The organism is Streptomyces alboniger, from assembly GCF_008704395.1.
Taxonomy (GTDB): domain Bacteria; phylum Actinomycetota; class Actinomycetes; order Streptomycetales; family Streptomycetaceae; genus Streptomyces; species Streptomyces alboniger.
In genome coordinates, this window is sequence record NZ_CP023695.1 from 5,112,084 (window position 1) to 5,136,348 (window position 24,265).

24 protein-coding genes are annotated in these 24,265 nt (G+C 72.4%); 10 read left to right on the top strand and 14 right to left on the bottom strand.

The window, feature by feature from the left end:
• Nucleotides 1–220 precede the first annotated feature (220 nt).
• Nucleotides 221–1,243 carry a ScbA/BarX family gamma-butyrolactone biosynthesis protein gene (locus tag CP975_RS22955; RefSeq protein WP_055530448.1) on the top strand — a complete coding sequence of 341 codons (1,023 nt, stop codon included), beginning with the start codon at nt 221–223 and terminating at the stop codon, nt 1,241–1,243.
• On the opposite strand, the gene CP975_RS22960 is transcribed toward CP975_RS22955, so the two are convergent.
• The gene (locus CP975_RS22960) at nt 1,220–1,822 is read right to left on the bottom strand and encodes a TetR/AcrR family transcriptional regulator (protein WP_246201604.1); all 603 of its coding nucleotides are present in this window, start codon (nt 1,820–1,822) and stop codon (nt 1,220–1,222) included. The two genes, CP975_RS22955 and CP975_RS22960, sit on opposite strands and share 24 nt — an antisense overlap.
• Before the next feature lie 93 nt (nt 1,823–1,915).
• On the opposite strand from CP975_RS22960, the gene CP975_RS22965 reads away from it, so the two are divergent.
• Together CP975_RS22965 and CP975_RS22970 are read left to right on the top strand one after the other, a co-directional pair.
• Complete coding sequence (locus CP975_RS22965; RefSeq protein WP_055530444.1) at nt 1,916–3,139, top strand: acyl-CoA dehydrogenase family protein; 1,224 nt, start codon at nt 1,916–1,918, stop codon at nt 3,137–3,139.
• Nucleotides 3,126–3,779, top strand: a complete 654-nt coding sequence (locus tag CP975_RS22970; protein ID WP_055530442.1) for an HAD family hydrolase — start codon at nt 3,126–3,128, stop codon at nt 3,777–3,779. Before CP975_RS22965 ends, CP975_RS22970 begins: the two co-directional genes overlap by 14 nt.
• 118 nt (nt 3,780–3,897) lie before the next feature.
• On the opposite strand, the gene CP975_RS22975 is transcribed toward CP975_RS22970, so the two are convergent.
• The 3 genes from CP975_RS22975 to CP975_RS22985 are packed head-to-tail and all read right to left on the bottom strand — an operon-like array spanning nt 3,898 to nt 6,586.
• Nucleotides 3,898–4,821, bottom strand: a complete 924-nt coding sequence (locus CP975_RS22975) for a hypothetical protein (protein WP_055530440.1) — start codon at nt 4,819–4,821, stop codon at nt 3,898–3,900.
• Nucleotides 4,818–5,420, bottom strand: a complete 603-nt coding sequence (locus tag CP975_RS22980) for an RNA polymerase sigma factor (protein WP_150477290.1) — start codon at nt 5,418–5,420, stop codon at nt 4,818–4,820. The genes CP975_RS22975 and CP975_RS22980 overlap by 4 nt, the downstream gene beginning before the upstream one ends.
• Before the next feature lie 50 nt (nt 5,421–5,470).
• On the bottom strand, nt 5,471–6,586 hold the full coding sequence (locus CP975_RS22985) for a threonine synthase (RefSeq protein WP_150477955.1): 1,116 nt from the start codon (nt 6,584–6,586) through the stop codon (nt 5,471–5,473).
• Between the two features lie 344 nt (nt 6,587–6,930).
• Between CP975_RS22985 and CP975_RS22990 the strand changes: the two genes are divergently transcribed.
• From CP975_RS22990 to CP975_RS23015, 6 genes are all read left to right on the top strand, one after another.
• Nucleotides 6,931–8,505 carry a S8 family peptidase gene (locus tag CP975_RS22990; protein WP_150477291.1) on the top strand — a complete coding sequence of 525 codons (1,575 nt, stop codon included), beginning with the start codon at nt 6,931–6,933 and terminating at the stop codon, nt 8,503–8,505.
• A gap of 268 nt (nt 8,506–8,773) precedes the next feature.
• Nucleotides 8,774–9,529, top strand: coding sequence for a GntR family transcriptional regulator (locus CP975_RS22995; protein WP_150477292.1), 756 nt, complete (start codon nt 8,774–8,776; stop codon nt 9,527–9,529).
• Between the two features lie 342 nt (nt 9,530–9,871).
• Nucleotides 9,872–10,060 (top strand): SPOR domain-containing protein, encoded by a 189-nt coding sequence (locus tag CP975_RS23000; protein ID WP_150477293.1) that lies wholly within the window; start codon nt 9,872–9,874, stop codon nt 10,058–10,060.
• Nucleotides 10,061–10,108: 48 nt separating this feature from the next.
• Nucleotides 10,109–10,507: a (deoxy)nucleoside triphosphate pyrophosphohydrolase gene (locus CP975_RS23005; RefSeq protein ID WP_150477294.1), complete on the top strand. Its 399-nt coding sequence runs from the start codon at nt 10,109–10,111 to the stop codon at nt 10,505–10,507.
• Between the two features lie 116 nt (nt 10,508–10,623).
• Complete coding sequence (locus CP975_RS23010; RefSeq protein WP_150477295.1) at nt 10,624–11,040, top strand: ATP-binding protein; 417 nt, start codon at nt 10,624–10,626, stop codon at nt 11,038–11,040.
• Nucleotides 11,041–11,212: 172 nt separating this feature from the next.
• Nucleotides 11,213–13,888 carry a SpoIIE family protein phosphatase gene (locus CP975_RS23015; RefSeq protein WP_246201606.1) on the top strand — a complete coding sequence of 892 codons (2,676 nt, stop codon included), beginning with the start codon at nt 11,213–11,215 and terminating at the stop codon, nt 13,886–13,888.
• 18 nt (nt 13,889–13,906) lie between these two features.
• Here the strand turns inward: CP975_RS23015 and CP975_RS23020 are convergent, their stop codons facing one another.
• The 3 genes from CP975_RS23020 to CP975_RS23030 all read right to left on the bottom strand — a co-directional run bounded on the left by CP975_RS23020 (nt 13,907) and on the right by CP975_RS23030 (nt 17,774).
• Nucleotides 13,907–14,620, bottom strand: a complete 714-nt coding sequence (locus tag CP975_RS23020; RefSeq protein ID WP_150477297.1) for a PspA/IM30 family protein — start codon at nt 14,618–14,620, stop codon at nt 13,907–13,909.
• Nucleotides 14,621–14,730: 110 nt separating this feature from the next.
• Nucleotides 14,731–16,806, bottom strand: a complete 2,076-nt coding sequence (locus CP975_RS23025) for a TPM domain-containing protein (RefSeq protein ID WP_150477298.1) — start codon at nt 16,804–16,806, stop codon at nt 14,731–14,733.
• Between the two features lie 59 nt (nt 16,807–16,865).
• Nucleotides 16,866–17,774, bottom strand: coding sequence for a GlxA family transcriptional regulator (locus CP975_RS23030; protein ID WP_055534398.1), 909 nt, complete (start codon nt 17,772–17,774; stop codon nt 16,866–16,868).
• A gap of 130 nt (nt 17,775–17,904) precedes the next feature.
• Between CP975_RS23030 and CP975_RS23035 the strand changes: the two genes are divergently transcribed.
• Entirely contained in the window at nt 17,905–18,498 is a 594-nt protein-coding gene (locus CP975_RS23035; RefSeq protein WP_055534387.1) for an MBL fold metallo-hydrolase, read from the top strand.
• Between the two features lie 54 nt (nt 18,499–18,552).
• Here CP975_RS23035 and CP975_RS23040 read toward each other — a convergent pair whose 3' ends face one another.
• The 7 genes from CP975_RS23040 to CP975_RS35095 all read right to left on the bottom strand — a co-directional run bounded on the left by CP975_RS23040 (nt 18,553) and on the right by CP975_RS35095 (nt 23,977).
• Complete coding sequence (locus CP975_RS23040; RefSeq protein WP_055534400.1) at nt 18,553–19,518, bottom strand: DUF1648 domain-containing protein; 966 nt, start codon at nt 19,516–19,518, stop codon at nt 18,553–18,555.
• An 11-nt stretch (nt 19,519–19,529) separates the two neighbouring features.
• Nucleotides 19,530–19,877: a GntR family transcriptional regulator gene (locus CP975_RS23045; RefSeq protein WP_055534390.1), complete on the bottom strand. Its 348-nt coding sequence runs from the start codon at nt 19,875–19,877 to the stop codon at nt 19,530–19,532.
• 34 nt (nt 19,878–19,911) lie between these two features.
• On the bottom strand, nt 19,912–20,682 hold the full coding sequence (locus tag CP975_RS23050) for a succinate dehydrogenase/fumarate reductase iron-sulfur subunit (protein WP_055534392.1): 771 nt from the start codon (nt 20,680–20,682) through the stop codon (nt 19,912–19,914).
• Nucleotides 20,679–22,607 carry a fumarate reductase/succinate dehydrogenase flavoprotein subunit gene (locus CP975_RS23055; protein ID WP_055534394.1) on the bottom strand — a complete coding sequence of 643 codons (1,929 nt, stop codon included), beginning with the start codon at nt 22,605–22,607 and terminating at the stop codon, nt 20,679–20,681. Before CP975_RS23055 ends, CP975_RS23050 begins: the two co-directional genes overlap by 4 nt.
• Complete coding sequence (locus tag CP975_RS23060) at nt 22,607–23,443, bottom strand: hypothetical protein (protein WP_055534396.1); 837 nt, start codon at nt 23,441–23,443, stop codon at nt 22,607–22,609. The genes CP975_RS23055 and CP975_RS23060 overlap by 1 nt, the downstream gene beginning before the upstream one ends.
• A gap of 69 nt (nt 23,444–23,512) precedes the next feature.
• Nucleotides 23,513–23,824 carry a hypothetical protein gene (locus tag CP975_RS23065; RefSeq protein ID WP_150477299.1) on the bottom strand — a complete coding sequence of 104 codons (312 nt, stop codon included), beginning with the start codon at nt 23,822–23,824 and terminating at the stop codon, nt 23,513–23,515.
• Nucleotides 23,825–23,833: 9 nt separating this feature from the next.
• On the bottom strand, nt 23,834–23,977 hold the full coding sequence (locus CP975_RS35095; RefSeq protein WP_167532719.1) for a hypothetical protein: 144 nt from the start codon (nt 23,975–23,977) through the stop codon (nt 23,834–23,836).
• Nucleotides 23,978–24,265 lie beyond the last annotated feature (288 nt).

The window sequence follows — 24,265 nt, forward strand, 5'->3', positions numbered from 1 at the left end:
TGCTCAGTGTGTGCCAACTGGTCAGTACCCAGGGTGAGTTGGTGGTGATGGAACGTGGTTCGACTCTTGAAATATACCTTCTCGCAGGTATATTAATTCCCGCGCAGCAAGGCTTCACACGTCTGTTCTCCAGCACGAGATCGTCCTGATTTGGGGGGAAGCTTTGTCTCAGAAGTCGGTCGTGCTCATCGATGATTCCAGAAACCGGGATGCCGCATCAATGGCTTGCACGGCACCTGGCCTCACGTTCCTCAGACCCGTCCCGCGCGAGCTGGTGCACCGCAGCTCGATCGCGGAGGTCTTCGTCACGGACGGCTGTCGTGTAAGCGACAGCCGTTTCTCCGTCGCGGCCCAGTGGCCGCGCGACCACGCGCTCTACCACCCGGACGAGCAGGGGTTCAGTGATCCCATGCTGTTCGCGGAGACCATCCGCCAGGCCCTTCTCTATGTGGCCCACGAGCACTTCGAGGTGCCGATCGGGCACCGGTTCGTCGGCCGCGACCTGTCCTTCGAGATCACCGACCCGGCCGCGCTGCGGATCGTCGGCGTCCCCGTCCCCGTGGTCCTCGAGGCCGAGTGGACCTGGGAGGAGGGCCGGCCGAGGGGGGCCCGGCTCGACGTACGCCTGCTGGCGGGCGGCAAGCCCTGCGGCAGCGGCACGATACGGGTCTACGTCATGGACGACAGGCGGTACGGACTGCTGCGCCGGATGGCGTGGGGCGGCGACGCCCCGCCGGTCCCGGCCCCGGACCGCGCCACGGCCGCCCCGCTCGTGCCGCCGCGCAGGGTGGGCCGGCTGCGCTGGAAGGACTGCGTCCTGGAGCGCTGCTGGCCGGACGGCGACTGGCAGCTGCGCCTCGACCGCGACCACGCGGTGCTCTTCGACCACCCCACCGACCACGTGCCGCTCATGGTCCTGATGGAGGGCTTCCGGCAGCTCGGCCACCTCTGTGTGCACGAGACGGTCGAGGAGCCGCTCGTCGACCAGGCGTTCGCGCTGGTCGGCGCCCAGGTGGAGTGCGCGGCCTTCGCCGAACTGAACGCACCGATCCGGCTCGTCGTCGAGCAGAGCGTGCCCGGCCTCACCCCGGCGGACGCCTTCCGGCTACGCGTCGCGGCCCTCCAGGGAGACACCCTGCTGGCCAGGACCGATATGACGTGGGCGGGCGTCGGGCCGCGCAACCCCCGGGAGGTGGCGGGCCGTTGGCCCGAGCCGGCCTCACTGGCCGGGCTTGCCCCGTAGGGCGTGGGACAGCACGTTCCACATGGCGGCCACGCGGCTGCCCGGCTCCGGCCGTTCGTGGGCGGAGCCCATCCAGAACACACTGAAGAACGCGGCCACGAGCAGGTCGGCCACGGCCTTGGCGGACGCCGAGGCCTCCCAGTGCCCCTCCCGCTGCACCTCTCCCACCAGGTCGAACACGACGGAGTGGGTCTCCTCCAGCAAGGGCGCCGTCACCCCTGACGCCTGAGCGGTCTCCAGCGCCAGCCTGAGCGCGGCGCGGGCGCGCACATCGCCCTGGAACAGCTCCCCCAGGGTGAGCATGAGCGTCCGCAGCCGGCCGAGCGCCGGTCCGGTGGACGCCTTCGCCTCACCCAGGGGGAGCTCGACCGCGGTGGTCAGGTGGGACGACAGGACGGCGGCCAGCTCCTCCTTGTTGGAGAAGTGGCCGTAGAGGGCGCCCTTCGTCAGGCCGATCTGGTCGGCGATCTTCTGCAAGTTGGTGTTCGCGTACCCGTATCGCGCGAACTCGTACGCGGCGGCGTCCAGGACGGCGTCGTATGTGCGCAAGGCCCGTGCTTGCTTCGGCAAGGTGCACACCTCCTTCACTGGGGATCGAGCGGCGAGGGACCGACGGCGCTAAAGATACGTTCAAGAACGAATTCTAATCGGCGAGAGAGGTGTATGCCACAGATGATTCAGTCACAGAGTTCACCGGCGGGACATCGGCGGTCCGGCGGCCACGCGCTGCCGCCCGCCGCGGTCGCGAGCGCCGCCAGGTCGGCGGCCGTCCACACGGACGGCGCCGATCGGGAGCGGCGGCTGCACGAGGAGACCGCGCGGCTGCTGACCCGCGCCGGATTCGCCCGGCACTTCGTCCCCCGCGCCTGGGGCGGCACCGAAGGCACCTTCGCCGCCCTCCTCGACGCGGCCGCCACGGTCGGCGCGGGCTGCGCCTCGGCCGCCTGGTGCGGGGCCCTGTGGGGCGCGCACGGCAGATTCGCCGCGTATCTGCCTCCCGACGGGCAGCGCGACCTCTGGGCGGCCTCGCCCGACACCCGGATCAGTGCCGTGATGAGCGCGTCGGGCGAGGCGAGACCCACCCGGGACGGCTGGCTGCTGAGCGGCGTCTGGGCGTACGCGAGCGGGGTGGCCTTCGCGGACTGGCTGCTGCTCGCCTCCACCGAGCCCGTCGAACAGGGCGGACGCTGCCGGGTGTTCGCCGTCCCGCGCGCGCGGGCCACCGTCCTCGACACCTGGCGCGCCGACGGGATGCGCGGCACCGGCAGCCACACCGTCGTCGTCGAGTCCGTCCCCGTGCCCCGCCACCGCTCCTTCCTCATGGCCGACCTGACCTCCGGCGCCCCCGGCCCCGGGCGGGCCAGCTGCCACACCGTACCCGCCGAACTCGGCGGCGGCCTCCTCTTCTGCGCCCCCGCCCTCGGTGCCGCCCGCCACGCGCTGGAGGCGTGGTCGCAGGGGGCGGCCCGCCGCGCGCGTGACCTCTCCGACGCCGACGCGCTGCGGCTGCACCGGGTCCTCGCCGTCTCCGCGGACGAGATCGAGGCCGCCCAGCTCCTGCTGCGGGACGCCGCGCAGCGCGCCGACGCCGGCACCTGGACCGAGCGGGACGTGGCGCGCAACCGCCGCATCGCGGCGTCGGCGGTCGGCCTGCTCGCGCGCGCGGTCGAGCGGCTCCACCGCACCGGCGTACGCCCGGACCCGGCGGGCCCGGACGTCGTCGGGCGGTGCCGTCGCGACGTACGTACCGTGGCGGGCCACCGGATGCTGCGCAGGGAGCGGGCCGCGGTCGACTACGCCCGCAGCGTCTTCTCCGAGCTGTCCGACATACCCGCGCCCGCGGTACCCGCCCCCGCGCGGGAGCTGACCCCGGAGGCTCCCCATGCCGACATCTGAACTCTCAACACCCCGACGCCCGCGTCTCGTCTTCTCCGACGTGGACGAGACGCTGATCACCTGCAAAAGCCTCCTCGACTTCCTCGGCTACTACTTAGCGGGCCGCTACGGCCCCGAGGGGGCGAGCCGCGCGGCCCGGATCCGCGAGGACCTGCACGCGCAAGTGACGGCGGGCCTCCCGCGGGCCGACGCCAACCGCGCGTACTACCGCGCCTGGCGGGGTGAGCCGGTGGCGGCGGTCGAGGAGTGGGCCCGCCGCTGGTTTGCCGAACGCAGCGCCGCCGAGGGCTTCTACGTCCGCGAGGTCGCGGCACAGCTGCGCGGACACCGGGCCGAGGGCGCGAGCATCGTCCTGGTCTCCGGCTCGTTCAGACCGCTCCTCGACCCGCTCGCCGAGGCGGTCGGAGCCGGCCACGTGCTCTGCGCGCGCCTGGAGCGGTGCGGCCGCTTCTACACCGGCGCGCTCCTGGGCGCCCCGGTCATCGGCGACGAGAAGCGCCGCCTGGTCCGCGAACTCCTCGCCCGGCACCCGCACATCGACCCGGCGGACTGCTACGGCTACGGCGACGACCCCTCCGACCTGCCGATGCTGTCCGAGGTGGGGCACGCGGTGATGGTCGGGGCGTCGTCCCACGGATAGGGGCGGCGTCCCACGGACAGGAGCGCCGGACCCTCGGACGGACAGCGAAACGGCCGTCGGCGGGCCGGGCCTTGATGGCCCGTCCCGCCGACGGCGAGGCTCACCCGCCCGATCCCGCTCAGCCGGCCCTGTCCGCCGGACCCACCTCCAGCCAGGTGTAGCGGTCCGCGGGGGTGTCCTGTCCCCGGGTCTTCTGCGTGTTCTCCAGGAGGAGGCCGGTGTCGGGGTCCACGACGTAGCGGTCCTTGGTCCAGGTCGTCACGTCCTTGCCCGGCCCCGTGGAGAACCACGCCTTCCGGACGATCTCGACGGCGACGCCCGTCCTGCCCTTGCTGTCCTTCACCTCACCGATCAGCTCGATGCCGGGCGTGTCCGCGAGGATCCGGAAGAGCGCGGCGCGCAGCCGCGGGCTCGCGGGGGAGTCCTCCAGCATGATCAGGATCTGCTCGAAGCGGCGCTCGGCGTCCTTCGGGAAGAGCGCGGCGAGAGCCTTCTCGTCGGTGGGCAGCTTGTCGAGCTGCGGCCACGTCAGCCACTCCTCGCCCACCGGCCACTTCTTGACCTTGCCCTCGACGCCGCCGCGTGCGTAATAGGTCGTGAAGGTGCGCTTCCCGTCGTCCTGGTTGTCGGTCTCGACGCGCACCTTCCAGTACTCGGCGTCCGAGGCGGGGGCATCGGCGGCCACCGCCGCCATGTCGTCCAGGAACCGACCCGCCGAGGCCGAAGCGGTCGCCGCGGGCTTGCCGCCCAGGTCGAGGACGGGGTAGGCCACGGCTCCCACCGCGATCGCGGCCACGGCGGCGGCGGCGACGAGCAGCCTGCGGCGGCGGGGTACCGCGGGGCGGGTCTCCCGCTGCGCCTCGAAGGCCACGGCGGCCTGCGCGGCGGCCACGGCACCCGGCCGGGGCGGCGGCACCTGACCCGCGGTGAGCAGCTCCGCGGCGCCGGGGAAGTCGAGAAGGGCGTCGCGCTCCTCGCGGGGGTCGCGAAGGGCCTCGCGCTCCTCGGGGGAAAGGCCACCGTGCTCAGTGCGTTCGGTCATGCCAGGTCTCCTGTCAGCTTGAGGGGCGTGTCGGCGCGCAGCCGGTTGCGGGCGCGGTGCAGCCTCGATCTGGCCGTTCCCGCCGGGATGCCGACGGCCGCGGCGGCCTCGCCGGGTGTCAACTGCTCCCAGGCGACGAGGAGCAGCAATTCGCGCTCCACCGAGGGGAGTTCGGCCAGCAGTGCGCGAAGCCGCGGTGCGACCGCCGCGGCGTCGAGCCGCGCGTCCACCGCCTCCCACGGGTCGTCACGGCCCTCGCCCCGCGGCCCGGTGCGCTGCCGCTCGGTCCGCCGCCAGTGCGCGGACAGAACGTTTCTGGCCACGCCGAACAGCCAGGCCCGCGCGGGACCGCGGTCCGCGTCGAAGCCGTGCCGCGTGGAGTAGGCCTGGAGCCAGGCCTCGGCCAGCAGATCGTCGGCCGCGCCGGGTGCCCGCCGGGCGAAGTAGCCGTGCAGCGCGTCCGAGTGGCGTCGCACCAGCGGCTCGAAGGCCGAGGCGTCGCGCCCGGCGCGGGCGAGCAGCTCCTCGTCCGTCGCCTCGCCGCCCGCGCCGGGGCCGTCCCGTTCCTCCGGTGTGCCGTCCCGTTCATCCGGTGTCACGAGCCCTCACTCTCCGACCGCCGGACGGCGGTCCCACCCCCTACTTGGCGTCAGCCCTCCGTGGCGTTCGCGAGCCCCGCCTTGGCGCCCGCCCCGCACAGCGGCACCACCGCCGTCCGCTCGCCGAGCGCCCCGTCCCGCACGGCCGCCCAGCAGGCCACGCCGGTCGACTCGACGTACAGGCCGCGCCCCGCGAGATCCCGCTGGGCCGCCGCGATCTGCTCCTCCGTCACGGTGAGGAAGCCGCCCCCGAAATCGCGTACCGCCCGCAGGATCTGCCGCGCGCGCGGCGGGCGGGGGATCGCGATCCCCTCGGCGAAGGTGGGCGCGGGGGCGCTCTCGCCGACCAGATCGTCCGCGCCCGCCCGCCAGGCCTCGGCGAGCGGGGCGACCGCCGCGGACTGCACCGCGTACAGCGCGGGCGCTTTCGCGATGAGCCCCGCCGCGTACAGCTCGCGCACCGCGAGGGCCGCGCCGAGCAGCAGCGTGCCGTTGCCGACGGGTACGACCAGGGCGTCGGGCAGCCGGCCTCCCAGGTCCTCCCACAGCTCGTGGACGTAGGTCTTGGTGCCCTGGAGGAAGTACGGGTTGTGGACGTGGGAGGCGTAGAACGTGCCGGGCTCGTCGGCGGCGGTACGAGCCGCGCGTGCCGCCGACTCCCGCCCGCCGTCGACGACTTCGAGCCGCGCGCCGTGCGCGCCGATCTGCTCCAGCTTCTTCGGCGACGTCCCCGCGGGCACGTACACGGTGCAGGGGAGCTGGGCCCGCGCGCAGTACGCGGCGAGGGCCGTGCCCGCGTTGCCGCTGCTGTCGGCGATGACACGCTCGGGGCCGAGGCGCTGCGCGAGAGCGGCGAGCACGACGGCGCCCCGGTCCTTGAAGGAGAGCGTCGGCATCAGGAAGTCCAGCTTCGCGGAGATGCCGTCCGCCAGCTCCACGACAGGCGTACGGCCTTCGCCGAGCGAGATGGCGGGGGCGGGCAGCGGCAGGCACTCGGCGTACCGCCAGAGCGAATTGACGCGCCCGGCAAGGGACTTGAGGTGTGCGGGAGTGGGGGAGAAGTCCAGGTCGAGGGGCCCGCGGCAGACGGGACAGGCCCAGGCGAGCGACCCCCCGGGAACACGCGCCCCGTCGACGGGGCAGAAGGAGTCGGGCAGGGCGGGCATGGCGCCAAAGACGCTGAGAGCAGTCATGCGCGCAGGCTAGTGAATCGACTCCGGCGGCCCCGAAGACCGAGCCCGGCGTCCCCGGAGTGACGGGGCGAGGCGAACCCGAGGCGAGGCACTCACGTTACGTCCGGTCCTGACCCTTGTGGGATTCCTATGGATCAGTCAATCTTTCGTCCCGACGGGGGCGGAATCCCGTGCGGTCGGGCGTGTTCGTATAGATGTACGGATAGATGTGCGGACGTATTGACATGCCCCTGACGGGTGCCTCCGTGTGTGGCGAACCAAGTGTGGACAGCACCAATCCCCCACCAGCGCACCACCTATTGAGGAGGACCCCTCAGATGGCAGTGATGCGTCATACCCGCCGAAGACTGGCCGGGATCAGCGCGACAGCGGTCGCGGCCCTCGCCCTCGGCGTCGTCTCCGCCCTCCCGGCCAACGCCCAGCCGGAGCAGGCGGAAGGCAGGATCGAGAACGCCGGAGCCCCCGGCACGATCAAGAACAGCTACATCGTGAGCCTCGGCAAGGACGCCCCGAAGGCCCGCTCCGCCGAGGGCAGGGCCCTCGCCAAGGAGTACGGCGCCGAGATCGAGCGGACCTACGACAAGGCCCTCAACGGCTACGCGGTCGAACTGACGGAGGCCGAGGCGAAGAAGTTCGCCGCCGACCCCGCGGTCGACGCCGTCGTCCAGAACCGGACGTTCACTGCCTCCGCGACCCAGACCAACCCGCCCTCCTGGGGTCTGGACCGCATCGACCAGAAGAACCTGCCGCTGGACCAGAAGTACACCTACCCGGACTCGGCGGGCGAGGGTGTCACCGCGTACGTCATCGACACCGGCGTCCGCATCAGCCACAGCGACTTCGGCGGTCGCGCCTCCTACGGCTATGACGCCATCGACAACGACAACACCGCGCAGGACGGCCACGGCCACGGCACGCACGTCGCGGGAACCGTCGCGGGCACCCTGCACGGCGTCGCCAAGAAGGCCAAGGTCGTCGGCGTCCGCGTGCTGAACAACCAGGGCTCGGGCACCACCGCCCAGGTCGTCGCGGGCATCGACTGGGTGACCAAGAACGCGGTCAAGCCCGCCGTCGCCAACATGTCGCTCGGCGGCGGCGCCGACAGCGCGCTCGACACGGCCGTACGCAACTCCATCGCGTCCGGCATCACGTACGCGGTCGCGGCCGGCAACGAGTCGACCGACGCGTCCACGAAGTCCCCCGCGCGCGTCCAGGAGGCCATCACCGTCGGCGCCACGACCAGCACCGACGCCAGGGCCAGCTACTCCAACTACGGCAGCGTCCTGGACATCTTCGCCCCGGGCTCCTCGATCACCTCGGCGTGGAACTCCGGCGACTCGGCGACCAACACCATCTCCGGTACGTCGATGGCGTCCCCGCACGTCGCGGGCGCGGCGGCGATCTACGTGGGCCAGAACCCGTCGGCGACCCCGGCGCAGGTCTCCACCGCCCTGGTCAACGCCTCCTCGACCGGCGTCGTCACCAGCCCCGGCACCGGCTCGCCGAACCGCCTGCTGAACGTGACGGGCGGCACCACCAACCCGCCGGGCCCGAAGTTCACCAACGACACGGACTACGCGATCGCGGACAACGCCACGGCCGAGTCCCCGGTGACCGTGACCGGCGTCGCGGGCAACGCGCCCGCGGCCCTGAGTGTGCCGGTGACCATCCAGCACACGTACATCGGCGACCTCCAGGTCCAGCTGATCGCCCCCGACGGCACGGCCTACACCCTCAAGGCCTATGGCACCGGCGGCAGTTCGGACAACATCAACACCACGTACACGGTGAACGCCTCCTCGGAGACGGCCAACGGCACGTGGAAGCTGCGGGTCAGCGACAACGCGGCCCAGGACACCGGGAAGATCGACACGTGGGGGCTCCAGTTCTGATCCGAGTTCTGATCCGCCCACCCCTCGTGAACGCATAGCGCAGCGGATCTCGTCCCCGCGGCACGGCTCAGGGTCCCCGACCCGTCCGGCCGCGGGGACGAACGTTTCCTCGGTGCGCTCGGTCGGACGCCATATCCGGGTAAGAGCCCTGCGTAAAGACCTGCGAGGGCAGAAATCATCACTTCGAGTGATTCCTTGGCCTAGGGTTGCAGGCTACAACCCACGGTTGCCAGGCTGTAGCTGTCTGTCAACCTGATGGGAGTGGCCAGTGACTTTCGGTGAGCAGCCGGCGTATCTGCGCGTCGCGGGTGATCTTCGCAAGAAGATCACCGACGGTTCGCTCCCGCCGCACACCCGGCTCCCCTCGCAGGCGAGAATCCGCGAGGAGTACGGCGTATCGGACACGGTCGCCCTGGAGGCGCGCAAGGTCCTGATGGCCGAGGGCCTGGTCGAGGGCCGCTCCGGTTCCGGGACGTATGTGCGCGAGCGCCCCGTCCCCCGCAAGATCGCCCGCACCGGCTACCGCGGGGTGAACGGCGGCTCGACCCCCTTCCGCCAGGAGCAGGCCGCCGATGGCGCGCGGGGTACGTGGGAGTCCCGCAGTGAGCAGACCGAGGCGGGCGCCGGGATCGCCGAGCGCCTCGGCATCCGCCCGGGCGACCGCGTGATGTGCACCAAGTACGTCTTCCGTGACGCCGGGGAGGCCATGATGCTCTCCACCTCCTGGGAGCCCCTCGCCGTGACGGGCCGCACCCCCGTCATGCTCCCGGAGGAAGGCCCGCTCGGCGGCTGCGGAGTGGTGGAGCGCATGGCGGCCATCGACGTCGTCGTGGACAACGTCGCGGAGGAGGTCGGCGCCCGCCCGGGCCTAGCCGAGGAGCTGACGGCGCTCGGCGGCGTCCCCGGTCATGTGGTCCTCGTCGTCCAGCGGACGTACTACGCCTCGGGCCGCCCCGTCGAGACGGCCGACATCGTCGTCCCGGCCGACCGGTACCGCATCGCGTATCACCTGCCCGTGAAGTGATGGGGCCGCCGTCGGCGTGTTCACCGGGCCCGTCGTGATCACGATGGGTTTCGGCTCTTTAGGGCCGACCCCCACGTCCCTCATCCACGCCTCCTTCAACTCCTCGGCCGGTCCGCGCCCCGGTGAACGGACTGCCCGTCCAGGCGGGCCCGGGGCGCACTCGCGCGGTGCGCCCCTCGCCGCTGTCGCTCTGATGGCCGATTGACAACGGCCTGCGTATCTCTTTGTGCAAACTCGTATCCGCTGAGTAAAGGTCGGGCGTAGGCTCGGGCATATGCGGATTGCGGTTTCCTTGGTGATCGAGGCGTGGCGCGCGCCGGGGGCGGCGAGCGGAGGGGCGCGATGAACGACGGGACGGTCCTGCTGCCCTGGTTCGTCATACGCCAGGACGACAACGGCAACCGCTATCGCGTGGGCAGGTTCGCGACGAAGGCCGAGGCCCAGAGGATCGCCGACAGCCTCGACGACCTCGGCCCCGATCGGCGCTACTCGGTCGAGAAGCTGAACCAGAACGGTGGCGGGCGCCAGTAGGCCGGGCACCTGAGCCCCGCCATGAGCAGGGCCCCTAAGCTCCGGCACATGAACGAACGCATTGTGGTGGGCGCCGCCCTGTACGACGACGGACGCCTGCTCGCCGCGCGGCGCAGCGCGCCCCCCGAGCTCGCGGGCGGCTGGGAGCTGCCGGGCGGCAAGGTCGAACCGGGAGAGCGGTGCGAGGACGCGCTGGCGCGCGAGCTGCGCGAGGAACTGGGCGTCGAGGCGGAGATCCTGGAGCGCGTGCCGGGCCAGTGGCCGCTCGCCAAGGGGTACGCCCTGCGGGTGTACCGGGCCCGGCTGGTCTCGGGAGTGGCCGAGCCCCTTGAGGATCATGATGAACTGCGCTGGCTCGCCCCTGACCAGGTCTGGTCGGTCCCGTGGCTGGCGGCGGACGTCCCCGCCGTCACGGCGGCGCTCGGGCAGCCGCACTCCGCGCACTGACCCCGCCTACGCCGTTCGTGCCACAGTGCGCCCTGTTACGGGGTAAAGCCACCTGGATATCGGGTATGTGCCCATTAACCACCCGAAACCGGACAGGTTCTGCCTCTGGTCTGGAAGTGATCGGCGTGATCGACACCGAAGGCGACTGCGCCGCGTGGGACTTCCCCGCCGACCCCGGCGCCGTCCGCACCGCCCGCTCGGTCGTCCGCGAGCAGCTCGGCGACTGGGGCCTCGCACCCCTCGGTGACGTCACCGTGCTCCTGGTGAGCGAGCTGGTCACGAATTCCCTGCGGCACGCCTCCGGGCCCATCGGCGTACGCCTCGTGCGCCCCGCCGGACCGCTGGGCACCCTGCTGGTGGAGGTGTCCGACCCCCTCCCCGACCCGCCCCTGGCCCGCGTCGCGGCCCCGGACGACGAGGGCGGGCGCGGCCTTCAGCTGGTGGCCCGCTCCTCGCGCAGCTGGGGCACGCGTCCGGGCAGGACGGGCAGCACGGGGAAGACGGTGTGGTTCGAGCTGGCGCTGCCGGGTTAGAAGACTTGCAGTGTGCGAAGGTCGTCGGCACAAGAGCCGCACGGGCCAAAAAGCGATGAGTCCGTGCTGTGATCGTGAACGCCGCGTGGCGCTGCACCGTAGTGCTGGATACTGCGGTCAGCCGTACGCGGCGACCGGTGCCGGACGCGGTGAGCTGGAGGGGACGGTTCGCGTGAGCGAGATACCAGCGAAGGCGACGGAGCCCGAGGGGCCGTCGGGCGACGCGCAGGCCGAGCGGCCGTCGGGTGATCCGGTGGCCGGCGAGACGACCGGCGACGCGGGGGGCGAGGGGCCCGGCGACATGCCGGGAGGCCATCCGCCCGACGAGACCTGGCAGAGCAGCCCGCCCGGTTCGATCTACGACTACATCAAGGTGGCCTCCTTCTCGATCGGCCCCGACGGCCTCGTCGACCAGTGGAGCAAGCGCGCCGAGCGGCTGTTCGGCGTGGCCGCGCGCGACGCCGTCGGCAAGGACCCCATCGAGGCCTTCGTGCCGCCCGAGCTGCGCGCCGACGGCCACCGCAAGATGGCGGAGATCCTCGACGGACGGGAGTGGACGGGCGTCGTCCCCTTCCGCGTGCCCGACGAGGAGGGCGGCGGCGGACCCGGCATGGAGGGCATCGCCGAGGTCTACGTCATGCCGACCGGCACGGAGGAGGGCGAGCGGGCCGCGGTCTGCATCGTCGTCGATGTCCGCGCGCTCCGGCAGATCGAGACGGACCTCGCCTCCTCACAAGCCATTTTCGGCCAATCTCCCTTCGGCTTCCTGCTGTTCGGTACGGATCTGAAGGTGCTGCGGGCCAACCGCCGCTTCGCCGACGTCTTCGGCGGCGGCGTCGAGGACCAGCGCGGCCGCACCGTCCACGACTATCTGCCGCGCCACGAGGCCGACCGCATGGCCGCCGCGATGAAGCGGGTCCTGGAGACCGGCGACGCCGTGACGGACATGCAGATCGTCGGCCCCACGCCCGGCAGCGCCGACCGCAGGCACTGGTCGATCAACCTCTACCGCGTACACAGCGGCTCGGGCCGCCCCATCGGCGTCGCGGGTCTCGGCACCGACGTCACCCGGCGGCACGCGGCCGCCCGCGAGGCCGCCCAGGCCCGCCGCAACCTCGCCCTCCTGAACGAGGCGGGCGCCCGCATCGGCAACTCCCTCGACCTGGAGACCACCGCGAGGGAACTCCTCGACGTCGCCGTTCCCGGCTTCTGCGACCTCGCGTCCGTCGACCTCTACCAAGGGCTGCTCGACGGCGACGAGGCGCCGCCCGGCCTCGCCGACGGCAGCGCGGAACTGCGCCGGGTGGCCTTCGCGAGCGCCGTCGCCGACGCCCCGTTTCCGGACGGCAGCGCGCCCGTCGACGTCGGCTCCGTGCACCGCTTCGCGTTCACCTCGCCCTGCGCCGACGCCCTGCGCGCGGCCCGCCCCAGGCTGACCACCGCGCAGGACGACGAGTCCGCGAGCCGTCTCACCGGCGGCCTCATCCAGTCGACGCTCGCCGTGCCGATGGTCGCCCACGACACGGTGGTCGGCCTCGCCCAGTTCTCCCGTACGAAGGGCAGCGAACCCTTCGGCGAGCGCGACCGGGCGCTCGCCGTCGAACTGGCCGCGCGCGCCGCCGTCTGCATCGACAACGCCCGCCTCTACCGCCGCGAGCACGAGCGCGCCCTGATACTGCAACGATCCCTGCTGCCGCCCGGCGATCCCGAGGCGTCCGGCCTGGACATCGCCTGCCGCTATCTGCCGGGCAACGCCGCGACGGAGGTCGGCGGCGACTGGTTCGACGTCATCGAACTGCCCGGCCACCGCACCGCCCTGGTCGTCGGCGACGTCATGGGCCGCGGGCTGCGCGCCGCCGTCGCCATGGGGGAGCTGCGCACCGCCGTACGCACCCTGGCCCTGCTGGACCTGGAGCCCGCCGAGGTGCTCTCCGCCCTCGACGAGATCGCACGCGGCCTCGGCAGCCCCGCCGGGCCCCAGCAGGGCACCCGCGCCGCCCGCAAGGCGGCGGACGCCGACCTCGGCGAGGTGTACCTCGCCACCTGCGTCTACGCGGTCTACGACGCCGTCACCCGCCGCTGTACGTTCGCCAACGCGGGTCATCTGCCGCCCGTCCTCGTCGAGCCCGGCGAATCGGCGCTCATGCTCGACGTGCCGCCGGGCATGCCGCTCGGCGTCGGCGGCGAACCCTTCGAGGACGTCGAGGTCGAACTCCCCGAGGGAGCCCTCCTCGCCCTCTACACCGACGGGCTCGTCGAGTCCCGCGACCACCCCCTCGACGAGGGCCTGAACGCGCTCGTCCGCGCCCTCGACGACGCCCCGCCCGCCCTTGAGGACGTCTGCGACCACGTCCTGAACAGCCTCGACACGCACCACGGCGAGGACGACATCGCCCTCCTGACGGCGCGCGTCCAGGGCCTGCCCGCCGAGCACGTCGGCGACTGGACGCTGCCACGCGACCCCAAGTCGGTGGGCCGCGCCCGCGAACTGGCCTGCGACCAACTGCGCGCCTGGGACCTGGAGCGGCTCTGCGACACGGCGGAACTTCTGGTCAGCGAGCTGGTCACCAACGCCCTGCGGTACGGAGAGGGGGAGATCAGACTGCGCCTCCTGCTCGACCGCACGCTGGTGTGCGAGGTGTGGGACGGCGGCTTCGTCCAGCCGCGCCGCCGCCGGGCCCGCGACACCGACGAGGGCGGCCGCGGCCTCCAGCTGGTCGGCCTGCTCAGCGCCGGGTGGGGCTCACGCAGGACCCCGCGGGGCAAGACGGTGTGGTTCGAACTGGCGCTGCCGGACGGGGAGACCGAGCCGATGGACGCGGCGGAGGCCCTGCTCAGCCTCTTCTGACGCCGATGTCCGGCGGCCTCACGTGGTCGCCTTGAGGGCGGCGAGGCGGGCCTCGACCTCCGCCGCGTCGCCCAGCCCGTCCAGCTCCTCGAACTGGGCGTCGAGCGAGGACGCGGCAAGCTCCTGCTTGCCGAGCACCCGCGCCTCCTCGCGGCGCACCTTCTCCTCGAAGCGGTTCAACTCGCCGGCCGGGTCCAGGACGTCGATGCTCCGGGCGGCGTCCATCATCCGGTTCTCCGCCTGCGCGGTCGTCGCCCGCGCCACCAGCTGATCCCGCCTCGCCCGCAGATCGGCCAGCTTCATCTCCATCCGGTCGAGCCCCGTCCTGAGCCGGTCCACGATCTCGGTCTGCGAGGCGATCACCGGCTCGGCCGCCTTCGCCTCCTTCTCGCACCGCACCTGCCGCCCGAGCGCCACCTTGGCGAGCCGGTCGAACTTGTCGGCCTCCGTGGCGCTCCCGTCCGCGCGCAGCTCGTCCGCCTTCCTGCTCGCGGCGAGCGCCTTGCCGCCCCACTCGACGGCCGCGTCCCGGTCCTCCTGGTGGTCCTGCTCCAGCATCCGCAGATTGCCGATGGTGGTCGCGACCGCCTCTTGGGCCTCCCTGATGTTGTCCGTGTAGTCGCGGATCAGCTGGTCGAGCATCTTCTGCGGGTCCTCGGCCTGATCGAGGAGGGCGTTGATGTTCGCCTTGGCGAGCTGGGTGACCCGGCCGAGGATGGTCTGCTTCGTCATGGGCTGGTCCTCCTTGTAAGGGTCGTGCTTGTCCGACGGTCGTGAGGGTCCTGCTTGTACGGGGGCCGTGAGTGACGTACGAGAGTGGCCGCCGGGTCGCCGACGGGGGCTCAGAACCTGCCGCCCCCGCCCCGGCGCCCCCGCGTCCCGCCCCCGCCGAAGCTCCCCGGCCCGCCTCCGCCGAAGCCGCCACCTCCTGGGCGCCCGCCGCCCGCGCGGCCCATGCCGCCGAGGAGGTCGCCGAGGATGATCCCGCCGAGCACCGCGCCGCCCATGCCGCCGCCACGGCCGCCTCCCGGGCCGAGCCCCCCGTACGGATTGCCGTACCCCCGCACGTCCCGCTCCGCGAGCTGCTGCGCCTGCCGGGCCAGGGAGTCCGCCCGCTGGGCATCGGCGAGCGCGGCCGTGGCGTCGCCGTCCCTGGCGGCCTCCGCCCGGGCGAGACGGCGTCCGGCCTCGGCCAGCCGCGTCCTGGCCTCGCTGCCGACGGCGGCGCGGTGCGTGGTGACGTAGTCCGTGGCCGCCCCGACGGCGCTGCGCGCGGTGAGCAGGGCCTGGGCGAGCAGAGCACGGGAGCGGCCTTCGGTGACCTCGCGCTCCCGGGCGCCCGCGAGCGCCGCGTCGAGGGCCGCGTCGGCCTCCTCCACGCGGCGCAGGGAGGCGATCGGATCGCAGGGCCCGGCGGCCAGGTGGCCCCGCACCTCGGCGACCACCGACTCCGCGCGGGCGACACGGCCCCGCAGGTCGGCGGTGGAGACCCCGGCCGCGGTGCCTTCGAGCAGGCCCCGCGCGTCCGCGAGGTCGGCCTCGGTCTCGGTGAGCGCCCCCGGCAGCCGCTCGGCGGCCTGCGCCAACTCGTCGGCCAGCCGGTCGACGGCGTCCACGAAGGTGCCCGCCTGGTCGACGGCGCCCTCGGCGGCCCGCAGATGGACGGCGGCCCGGCCGCTGTCGCCCGCGTCGACGGACTGCCGGGCCACGTCGAGGTGGGTGGTGGCGAAGACGAGGCGGTCCTTGGCCTGCTCGACGTGGCCGAGAACCGCCGCGGAGGCGGTCGGCGCGTACGTCCCGCGGAGCCCGGCCAGGGTCTCGTCGGCCGCGCCGGTACGCGCAGCGACCTGCCGGAACGCCGTCTCGGCGTGCTCCAGGGCCTGTGGGGCGTTCTTCTCCAGGGCGCGCAGTTCGTCGAAGTCCGCGCTCTGCGCGTCCAGGCGGCGGTCCGCCTCCGTGCAGCGCGCGATGATCTCGTCCAGCATGCGGCGTCTGGTCGGCTCGTCCTCGGCGATGGCGTCGTCCAGCTTCTGCCGCAGCCGGAACGCCGCCGTCAGCTCCGAACGCGCGTACGCCAGCGCCTCGCCGAAGGGCTTGACCGCGTCCGCGCCGAACTGGGCGGTCGCGAAGCCCAGCTCCTCGGTGCTCGTCCGGACCGCGTCGTCGGTCCCGACGAGGAGCAGCCGGGCCTTGCTGTCCAGCTCGGGCAGCGGTGTGAGGTCCTTGCCCGCGCCCCGCCCCCACCCGCCCCCAGGCGTCGTACGCGTCGTGAGCCGCTTCTTGCGCCGCCGGTACGCGACCATCGCGGCGACCCCCGCCGCGCCCGCCGCCGCCACGGGCAGGACGAGGTCGCCGGCCACGGAGTCGCCGCCTGCGCCGGGGTCGGCCGTGCCGGGGGTGAGGGAGGGGGTGGGCACGGGATCGCCCGCGAGGACCGCCCGATAGCCGTTCGCCGCGCCGATGGCGGCCCCGGCCCAGTCGTTCTCGCGCAGAGCGGGCCGGATCGCGGTGGTGGCCACCTCGCGGAGCTGCGCGTCACCGAGCCGCGAGTCGGCGTCCACGGAGTACGCGAACTGCCGGTCGTGGGTGGCCACCGCGAGCAGCACGTCGTCCAGGCCGAGCCCGTTGCGCTCGGCGGTGGCGTCCGCCCAGCGCTGTGCGGAACGCCCGGAGAAATCACGTACGTACACCACGAAGAGCTGCACACCGCGGTCGTCGTAGAGCCGGTCGAGGGCCCGCTCGGCGGCGTCCGCGCGGTCCCCGAGGGCGCCCGCCCTGTCGGTGATCTGGCCGGTGCGGGAGAGCGTGACGGGGTCCTCGGCGGCGGCGGGCGCGGGGCAATGCAGCGGCCACCAGGAGAGCAGCACGGCCACGGCGACCGCGGCTGCCCGCGAGGCTCTGGACGGGGGCGGCGTCACATTTGGGAGCGTATGACCCTGTCCGGGGCGCCGCGACCCGGAGGGGGCCCGCCCCGGCGTCAGGGCGCGTTGGTGAAGGAACGGCGGTAGGAGCGGGGCGGCACCCCGCGGCGGCGCACGAACTGTTCGCGCAGCACGGCCGCGCTGCCGTAGCCCACGCGGCGGGCGATCTCCTCGACCGGCAGGTCCGTGGTCTCCAGGAGTTCCTCGGCGCAGCTCAGCCGCAGGCCGCGCAGCCAGGCGTGCGGGGTGGTGCCGGTCGCGGCCGTGAAGCGGCGGGCGAAGGAGCGTTTGCTCATCATGGCGCGCCGGGCCAGCTCCGCGACGGGAAGCGGCTCGTGGAGGTTCTCGCGGGCCCACGCGAGCACCTCGGCGAGCCGCTCGTCACGGCTGTCCTCGGGGACGGGCGCGGCCACGTACTGCGCCTGCCCGCCGTCGCGGTGCGAGGGCAGCACCACGTCCCTCGCGACCGCGTTGGCCATCGCGGCCCCGTGCTCGCGGCGCAGCAGGTGCAGGCAGAGGTCGAAGCCCGCGGCGGCTCCCGCGCCCGTGACGAGGCGTCCTTCGTCGATGTAGAGGGCGGCCGGTTCGACGGTGACGTCCGGGTGGCGGTCGGCGAGCAGGCCGGCGAACCGCCAGTGGGTGGTGGCCCGCCGCCCGTCGAGCAGTCCGGCGGCGGCGAGCGCGAAGGCGCCGACGCAGTGGGCCGCGACCAGCGCGCCGCGCTCGTGGGCGGCGCTCAGCGCGTCGAGCACGGCGGGAGCGGGCGGTGTGCGGAAATCGGCCCAGGGCAGGGCGATGACCAGATCGGCGGAGGCGAGCCGGTCCAGACCGTGCGTGACGGTGAGCGGCACGCCGACGTCCGTGGGGACCGCCCCGGGCCGGTCGGCGCACAGGGCGAGGTCGAAGCCGGGGGCCGCCGGGCCGTGCGGTGCGAAGACCTCGGTGACGATGCCGACGGCGAGCATGCCGACTCCGGGCGGGGTGTACGCGGCGACGGTCACGAAGGGAGGCACCCGTGCAGTCTGGCACTAATCCTGCGATCAGCGGCAGTTGTGCCACTCGTGGTCGGGCGGCTGGGCCGGAAGGATCAGAGCCATGACAGACGCACCGCTCGGCCGCAGCGCCGCATACACGATCCTGACCACCGGTTACGTCGGTTCCACCGGCCCCGGAGTCGCCGCCACCGTCTCCTACATAGCCGACGCCGGACGGCACGTGATCTTCGATCCGGGCATGGTGGCGAGCCGCGACGACATCCTCGCCCCGCTCGCCGAACTGGGGCTCGGCGCCGACGACATCACCGACGTGGTGCTCAGCCACCACCACCCGGACAACACCATGAACGTAGGACTGTTCGGCCGCGCCCGCGTCCACGACCACAAGGTGGAGTACACCGGCGACCAGTGGCGCAACCGCGACGCGGAGGGCTACGAACTCACCCCCTCGCTCCGGCTGATCCGCACCCCGGGGCACAGCACCGAGGACATCACGCTCCTTGCGGGCACGGACTCGGGCGTGGTCGCCTTCGCCGGTGACCTGTGGTGGCACGCGGACGGCCCGGTGGACGACCCGGTCGCCCCCGACCGCGAGGTCCTGCGCGCCTCCCGGATCCGGGTGCTCGACGCGGCGGACCTGATCGTGCCGGGCCACGGAGGCCCGTTCAGGCCGGACGGCGGTACGCCGCGCTAGGTGTGCTGCCCTGTGGGGCCGCAGAGGTGCGTCGCGGCGGACGTGGGAGCGGCGTCAGGCCGAGCGCACGGCGGTCAGCGAGTTCAGCAGCGCGGCGCCGCGTTCCGCGTCGTCCACACTGACGGCGAAGTCCTTGCCCCTGGCTCGTACGACAAGGCACTCGCCACCGCGCAGCATCACCGTGGTTCCCAGACCGCTCAGCCGGTAGCCCCAGCCACCGACCTGCGCGGGGGTGCGGCGCTCGGCGCGGGCGGACTCGATGTCCCTTGTCGCCCAGCGCCGGGTCGGCCAGCCGAATGGCCCGAAGGACACTTCGAGCCCCTTCTCGCTGATACGAGCCTGCACCGAGGCGCAGCCCAGGGCCACAAGGGAGACGAGGGCGAACGGAGCGATCAGCGACCAGTGCAGCCCCGTCAGGCCCGCGACGGCAGCCACGACCGGTACCACGGCCACGAGGCCGGAGAAGGCCGACAGAACCTGGATCCACCGGTTGGACGCCCGGGAAAGCCACACAAGCCGCTGCCCACCGGGGATCTCCATTCCTGGCCCGGAGGGCGCCGAGCCGCGCGTGGCGGTGCCACGGCGGGTCGCGATCCAGAGGGCCGACCCCGCCGAGACGGCCATGACCAGGGCCACCACGAGCCGGCCGGACACCGGGCCGGCCTCCCGCCAGTGCCCACGGTCCACATTGGCCCACACGACGGCCGCTTGCCCGCCGACGAGAAAGACTCCCCCGGCGAGCAAGGTGGCTTTCGCCCACCCCTGGGCCCCGCCACCCGTCCGGCCGCTCGCACGCCAGTACCCGGCCGCCACGGCTGCCACCAGCACCAGCCAGATCAGAGCCGGGAAGAGGGCGGCCGCCCACAGCGGCATGGAACCGTCGGGTGCGCCGTCGCCGCTCCAGTGCGTGGCCAGCCGCCCCGGCAGCCGCCCGCTCGCGACCAGGGGAAGGCCCGCCAGGAGCAGCAGGACACCGGCCGACCAGCCCGCCACGCGCCACGCCGCCGCGTTTCCCCGCATGGTGTGTTCGCTCACGAGGCCCCCCTGATCATCTCTATGAGTTCGGTCTTGCTGAAACCCATATGCGCGGCGTCGGCGACCAGGTCATGCACGCGTTTCAACAGCATGGAGCGCTGGTCCGCCCCACCGGCCACCGTCACGCCGCGGCCCCGCCGGAACTCCAGAACCCCCTCGTCGCGCAGGGTCCGAAGGCCGCGCAGCACCGTGTTCGCGTTCACCCCGAGCACCTGGGAAAGGTCCCGCGCCGGAGGCAGCCTGTCGCCCAGGGCGAGTTCTCCCTCGGCGATGGCACGCCGGATCGAACCCGCCACCTGCTCGTGCAGAGGACGTGGGTCCGCGACGTTCAGTCTCAGCAACATGGTGCTAATGACAGTAGCACCATGTCCGGCTCCGCTACTCGGCCCGCCGCCGAATCCTGCTCCCCAGCCACACCAGCGGATCGTACTTCCGGTCAACGGCCCTCTCCTTCAAGGGAATCAGCGCGTTGTCCGTGATCTTGATGCCCTCGGGGCACACCTCTGTACAGCACTTGGTGATGTTGCAGTAGCCGAGCCCGTGCTCGTCCTGCGCGGCCCGCTTGCGGTCGAGGCCCGACTCCGCCGCCGCGTCCAGCGGGTGCATGTCCAGTTCGGCGACCCGCATCAGGAAGCGCGGGCCGGCGAACGCCCCCTTGTTCTCCTCGTGGTCGCGCACCACATGGCAGGTGTCCTGGCACAGGAAGCACTCGATGCACTTGCGGAACTCCTGCGAGCGGTCCACATCCGCCTGCTGCATGCGGTACTCACCGGGCCCGACGTCCGTGGGCGGCACGAACGCCGGCACCTCACGGGCCTTCGTGTAGTTGAAGCCCACGTCCGTGACCAGGTCCCGCACCACGGGGAAGGCCCGCAGCGGCGTCACCGTGACGATCTCGTCGCGCTCGAAGACCGACATACGCGTCATGCACAGCAGCCGCGGCCGGCCGTTGATCTCCGCGGAGCACGAACCGCACTTGCCCGCCTTGCAGTTCCACCGCACCGCGAGGTCGGGCGCCTGGGTGGCCTGGAGGCGGTGGACGATGTCGAGCACGACCTCGCCCTCGTTGACCTCGACCTTGAAGTCCTCAAGGCCGCCACCGCCGGGACCCCCGCGCCAGACCTTGAATCGCGCGTCGTACGAACTCATTCGTACAGCTCCTCTTCAGCCAGGTACTTGACCAGCTCCTCCTTCTCGAAGAGGGCGAGCAGGTCCGGGCGAATGGGTTCGGTCGTCACGCGGACGAGGTCGATCTGACCGCGTACGGGGTCGGTAGCCGCCAACCCCTCGCTGGGATCGGCCAGTTGGCAGAGCAGGTTGGCGCGCCGCCACTCGCGGTTCATCGCCGGGTGGTCCTCACGGGTGTGGCCGCCGCGGCTCTCCGTGCGCTCCAGGGCGGCCCGTGCCACGCACTCGCTGACCAGGAGCATGTTGCGCAGGTCGAGCGCGAGGTGCCAGCCCGGGTTGAACTGGCGGTGGCCCTCCACCCCGGCCCGCCGCGCCCGCACCCGCAGTTCGGCGAGCTTCGCCAGGGCCTGCTCCATCTCGGCCTCGCGACGGATGATGCCGACCAGGTCGTTCATGGTCTGCTGGAGTTCCTGGTGCAGGGTGTACGGATTCTCCGGCGTCGCCCCGTCCTCGGGGCCCTCCGCGCTGAACGGCCGCAGCGCCTCGGCCGCCGCGGTGTCCACCTGCACCTCGTCCACCACGGGGCGCGCGGTGAGCCCCGCCGCGTACCGCGCCGCGTGCAGTCCCGCGCGGCGCCCGAAGACGAGCAGGTCGGAGAGGGAGTTGCCGCCGAGCCGGTTGGAGCCGTGCATGCCGCCCGCGACCTCGCCCGCGGCGTACAGCCCCGTCACGCGGCGCGCGGCGGCGGTGTCGGAGTCGACCGCGATGCCACCCATCACGTAGTGGCAGGTCGGCCCGACCTCCATGGCCTCCGCGGTGATGTCGACGTCCGCCAGCTCCTTGAACTGGTGGTACATGGAGGGCAGTCGGCGCTTGATGACATCGGCGGGCATACGCGTCGACACGTCCAGGAAGACCCCGCCGTGCGGTGAGCCGCGGCCCGCCTTGACCTCCGCGTTGATGGCGCGCGCCACCTCGTCACGGGGCAGCAGTTCGGGCGGTCGGCGATTGTGGTCCGGGTCGTCGTACCAGCGGTCGCCCTCCTCCTCGGACTGCGCGTACTTCTCCTTGAAGACGTCGGGGACGTAGTCGAACATGAACCGCTTGCCCTCGGAGTTCCTGAGCACCCCGCCGTCGCCGCGCACGGACTCGGTGACGAGGATGCCCTTGACCGACGGCGGCCAGACCATGCCCGTCGGGTGGAACTGCACGAACTCCATGTTCAGCAGCGGCGCCCCGGCGAGCAGCGCCAGCGCGTGCCCGTCGCCCGTGTACTCCCACGAGTTCGACGTCACCTTGAAGGACTTGCCGATGCCGCCGGTCGCGAGGATCACGCCGGGCGCCTCCAGTACGAAGAAGCGGCCCGACTCGCGGTCGTAGCAGAAGGTCCCGCTGACCCGGTCCCCGTCCTTCAGCACGCGGGTGACCGTGCACTCCTGGAAGACCTTCAGGCGCGCCTCGTAGTCGCCGTACTCCCGGAAGTCCTCCTGTTGCAGCGAGACGATCTTCTGCTGGAGCGTGCGGATCAGTTCGAGGCCGGTGCGGTCGCCGACGTGCGCGAGGCGCGGATACTCGTGCCCGCCGAAGTTGCGCTGGGAGATCCGCCCGTCCGGCGTACGGTCGAACAGGGCGCCCCAGGTCTCCAGCTCCCATACGCGATCGGGCGCTTCGCGCGCGTGCAGCTCGGCCATCCGCCACTGGTTGAGGAACTTGCCGCCCCGCAAGGTGTCACGGAAGTGGACCTGCCAGTTGTCGCCGGAGTTCACATTGCCCATGGAGGCCGCGATGCCGCCCTCGGCCATCACCGTATGGGCCTTGCCGAACAGTGACTTGCAGATCACGGCCGTACGGGCGCCCTGCTCACGCGCCTCGATCGCCGCCCGCAGCCCCGCGCCACCCGCGCCCACCACGACAACGTCCCACTGCTGCCGCTCCACTTGAGACATCAGAACAACCTCGGATCGTCGAAGGCGCCGGACGCGATCAGATACACGTAGAAGTCGGCGAGTGCCACGCTCACCAACGACGCCCACGCGAGCAGCATGTGGCGTGCGTTCAGTTTTCCAACCCACTGCCACATGCGGTAGCGGACCGGGTGCTTGGAGAAGTGCTTGAGCTTGCCTCCGACGATGTGCCGGCACGAGTGGCAGGAGAGCGTGTACGCCCAGATCAGCACGATGTTGAGGAGGAAGACGAGCGTGCCGAGGCCCATGTGGCCCCACTCGTAGTGCTCGTCGCGGAACGCGAGCACGGTGTCGTATGTGAGGATGCCCGCGACCGGCACGGCGGCGTAGAAGAAGTACCGGTGGATGTTCTGGAGCACCAGCGGGAAGCGGGTCTCACCGGTGTACTTCTTGTGCGGCTCGGCGACCGCGCAGGCGGGTGGTGACGCCCAGAAACCGCGGTAGTAGGCCTTGCGGTAGTAGTAGCAGGTCAGACGGAAGCCGAGCGGGAAGATCAGGATGAGCAGCGCGGGGGACAGGCCCCACCAACTGCCGAATATCTCCCAGTTGGGGCCGGACCGCATCGGTTCACAGTTGTCGGCCAGGCACGGCGAGTAGAACGGCGAGACGTAGGGCGCCTGGTAGTAGTCCGCGTTCGCGAACGCCCGCCAGGTCGAGTACACGACGAAGGCGAGCAGCCCGGCGGCGGTCGCCGCGGGCGCCAGCCACCAGCGGTCGGTCCGCAGATGGGCAGCGGCGATCGCGGCGCGCGTGCCGTCGCGTACCCCGCCGCCGGGGGCCGTACCGCTCTTCGGTTGGGGTTCCGTGCCGGTGGCCAACGAGGCTCCACTCCTTCGTCCTCGGGTACCGCGGTTGGGGGGAGGGGGAGGGCTTCAGGGGGCGGTGGGTCAGGGCGCGTGGCGGCCGCTCGCGCCGAGGCCCTCGTCGTCGAGGTCCCCGGCGCTCGACCACAGCGAGCTGTCGTACGGGGCGTCGGGGATGGTCACGAGGTCGGGTGCGCGCGGCTCCTCGCGGGGCTGGGGCAGGGCCGAGGCGCGCAGCAGGGCGACACTCTCGCTCAGCCGGTCGGTGTCCGTGCGTACCCGGCGTACGTCGACGCCCGCCACCTGGTCACCGGCCTGTTGCTCCAGCCTGCCGACGGTGCGGACCAACTCGTCGACGCAGCGCTGAACAGCCGTCAATTCATTGTGCAGAGCCATGACTTGCCCTCACTTCGGATGTGCGGTGGCAACGCTCATGCGGCTGCGAGTGTCGCGCGTCACATCCCGGCTTGTGAAGGGATCTGCGCCGATTGCCGGATCGGGGGCGGTGAATGCGCCGGAACACGCACCAATCGCGCCGATCTCGACCATGGCCGACCGGTCCCGCCCATGCGTCCGTACGAGGTCCGGGGGGTGCACGAGATCCATCGAGGGGGCGCACCGGATCCAGCGCGGGGGGCGCAGCAGGTCCACCGAGGGGGCGCACGGGATCCAGGGGGATCGCGCGTGAGGCCCCCGGGCCCGCGGGCGCTCCATTGGGCCGCACGAGTGGGATCTGGGTGCCCCCGCGCCGTGCCTCCGCCGCGCGGTCCATCCGGTCACCTTCAGTGGGGCCATAGATGTGATCAGCTCCATATACCGCCAAACGTGATCAAACCC

What these genes read in the sequence shown, in the direction of transcription:
- CP975_RS35095 (WP_167532719.1), bottom strand. Translation starts at nt 23,977, where the DNA reads ATGGTCGAGATCGGCGCGATTGGTGCGTGTTCCGGCGCATTCACCGCC.
- CP975_RS22965 (WP_055530444.1), top strand. Translation starts at nt 1,916, where the DNA reads ATGATTCAGTCACAGAGTTCACCGGCGGGACATCGGCGGTCCGGCGGC.
- CP975_RS22985 (WP_150477955.1), bottom strand. Translation starts at nt 6,586, where the DNA reads ATGCCCGCCCTGCCCGACTCCTTCTGCCCCGTCGACGGGGCGCGTGTT.
- CP975_RS22970 (WP_055530442.1), top strand. Translation starts at nt 3,126, where the DNA reads ATGCCGACATCTGAACTCTCAACACCCCGACGCCCGCGTCTCGTCTTC.
- CP975_RS23030 (WP_055534398.1), bottom strand. Translation starts at nt 17,774, where the DNA reads ATGCTCGCCGTCGGCATCGTCACCGAGGTCTTCGCACCGCACGGCCCG.
- CP975_RS22990 (WP_150477291.1), top strand. Translation starts at nt 6,931, where the DNA reads ATGGCAGTGATGCGTCATACCCGCCGAAGACTGGCCGGGATCAGCGCG.
- CP975_RS23005 (WP_150477294.1), top strand. Translation starts at nt 10,109, where the DNA reads ATGAACGAACGCATTGTGGTGGGCGCCGCCCTGTACGACGACGGACGC.
- CP975_RS22975 (WP_055530440.1), bottom strand. Translation starts at nt 4,821, where the DNA reads ATGACCGAACGCACTGAGCACGGTGGCCTTTCCCCCGAGGAGCGCGAG.
- CP975_RS23000 (WP_150477293.1), top strand. Translation starts at nt 9,872, where the DNA reads ATGAACGACGGGACGGTCCTGCTGCCCTGGTTCGTCATACGCCAGGAC.
- CP975_RS23045 (WP_055534390.1), bottom strand. Translation starts at nt 19,877, where the DNA reads ATGTTGCTGAGACTGAACGTCGCGGACCCACGTCCTCTGCACGAGCAG.
- CP975_RS23065 (WP_150477299.1), bottom strand. Translation starts at nt 23,824, where the DNA reads ATGGCTCTGCACAATGAATTGACGGCTGTTCAGCGCTGCGTCGACGAG.
- CP975_RS23050 (WP_055534392.1), bottom strand. Translation starts at nt 20,682, where the DNA reads ATGAGTTCGTACGACGCGCGATTCAAGGTCTGGCGCGGGGGTCCCGGC.
- CP975_RS23035 (WP_055534387.1), top strand. Translation starts at nt 17,905, where the DNA reads ATGACAGACGCACCGCTCGGCCGCAGCGCCGCATACACGATCCTGACC.
- CP975_RS23040 (WP_055534400.1), bottom strand. Translation starts at nt 19,518, where the DNA reads ATGCGGGGAAACGCGGCGGCGTGGCGCGTGGCGGGCTGGTCGGCCGGT.
- CP975_RS23020 (WP_150477297.1), bottom strand. Translation starts at nt 14,620, where the DNA reads ATGACGAAGCAGACCATCCTCGGCCGGGTCACCCAGCTCGCCAAGGCG.
- CP975_RS22955 (WP_055530448.1), top strand. Translation starts at nt 221, where the DNA reads ATGGCTTGCACGGCACCTGGCCTCACGTTCCTCAGACCCGTCCCGCGC.
- CP975_RS23055 (WP_055534394.1), bottom strand. Translation starts at nt 22,607, where the DNA reads ATGTCTCAAGTGGAGCGGCAGCAGTGGGACGTTGTCGTGGTGGGCGCG.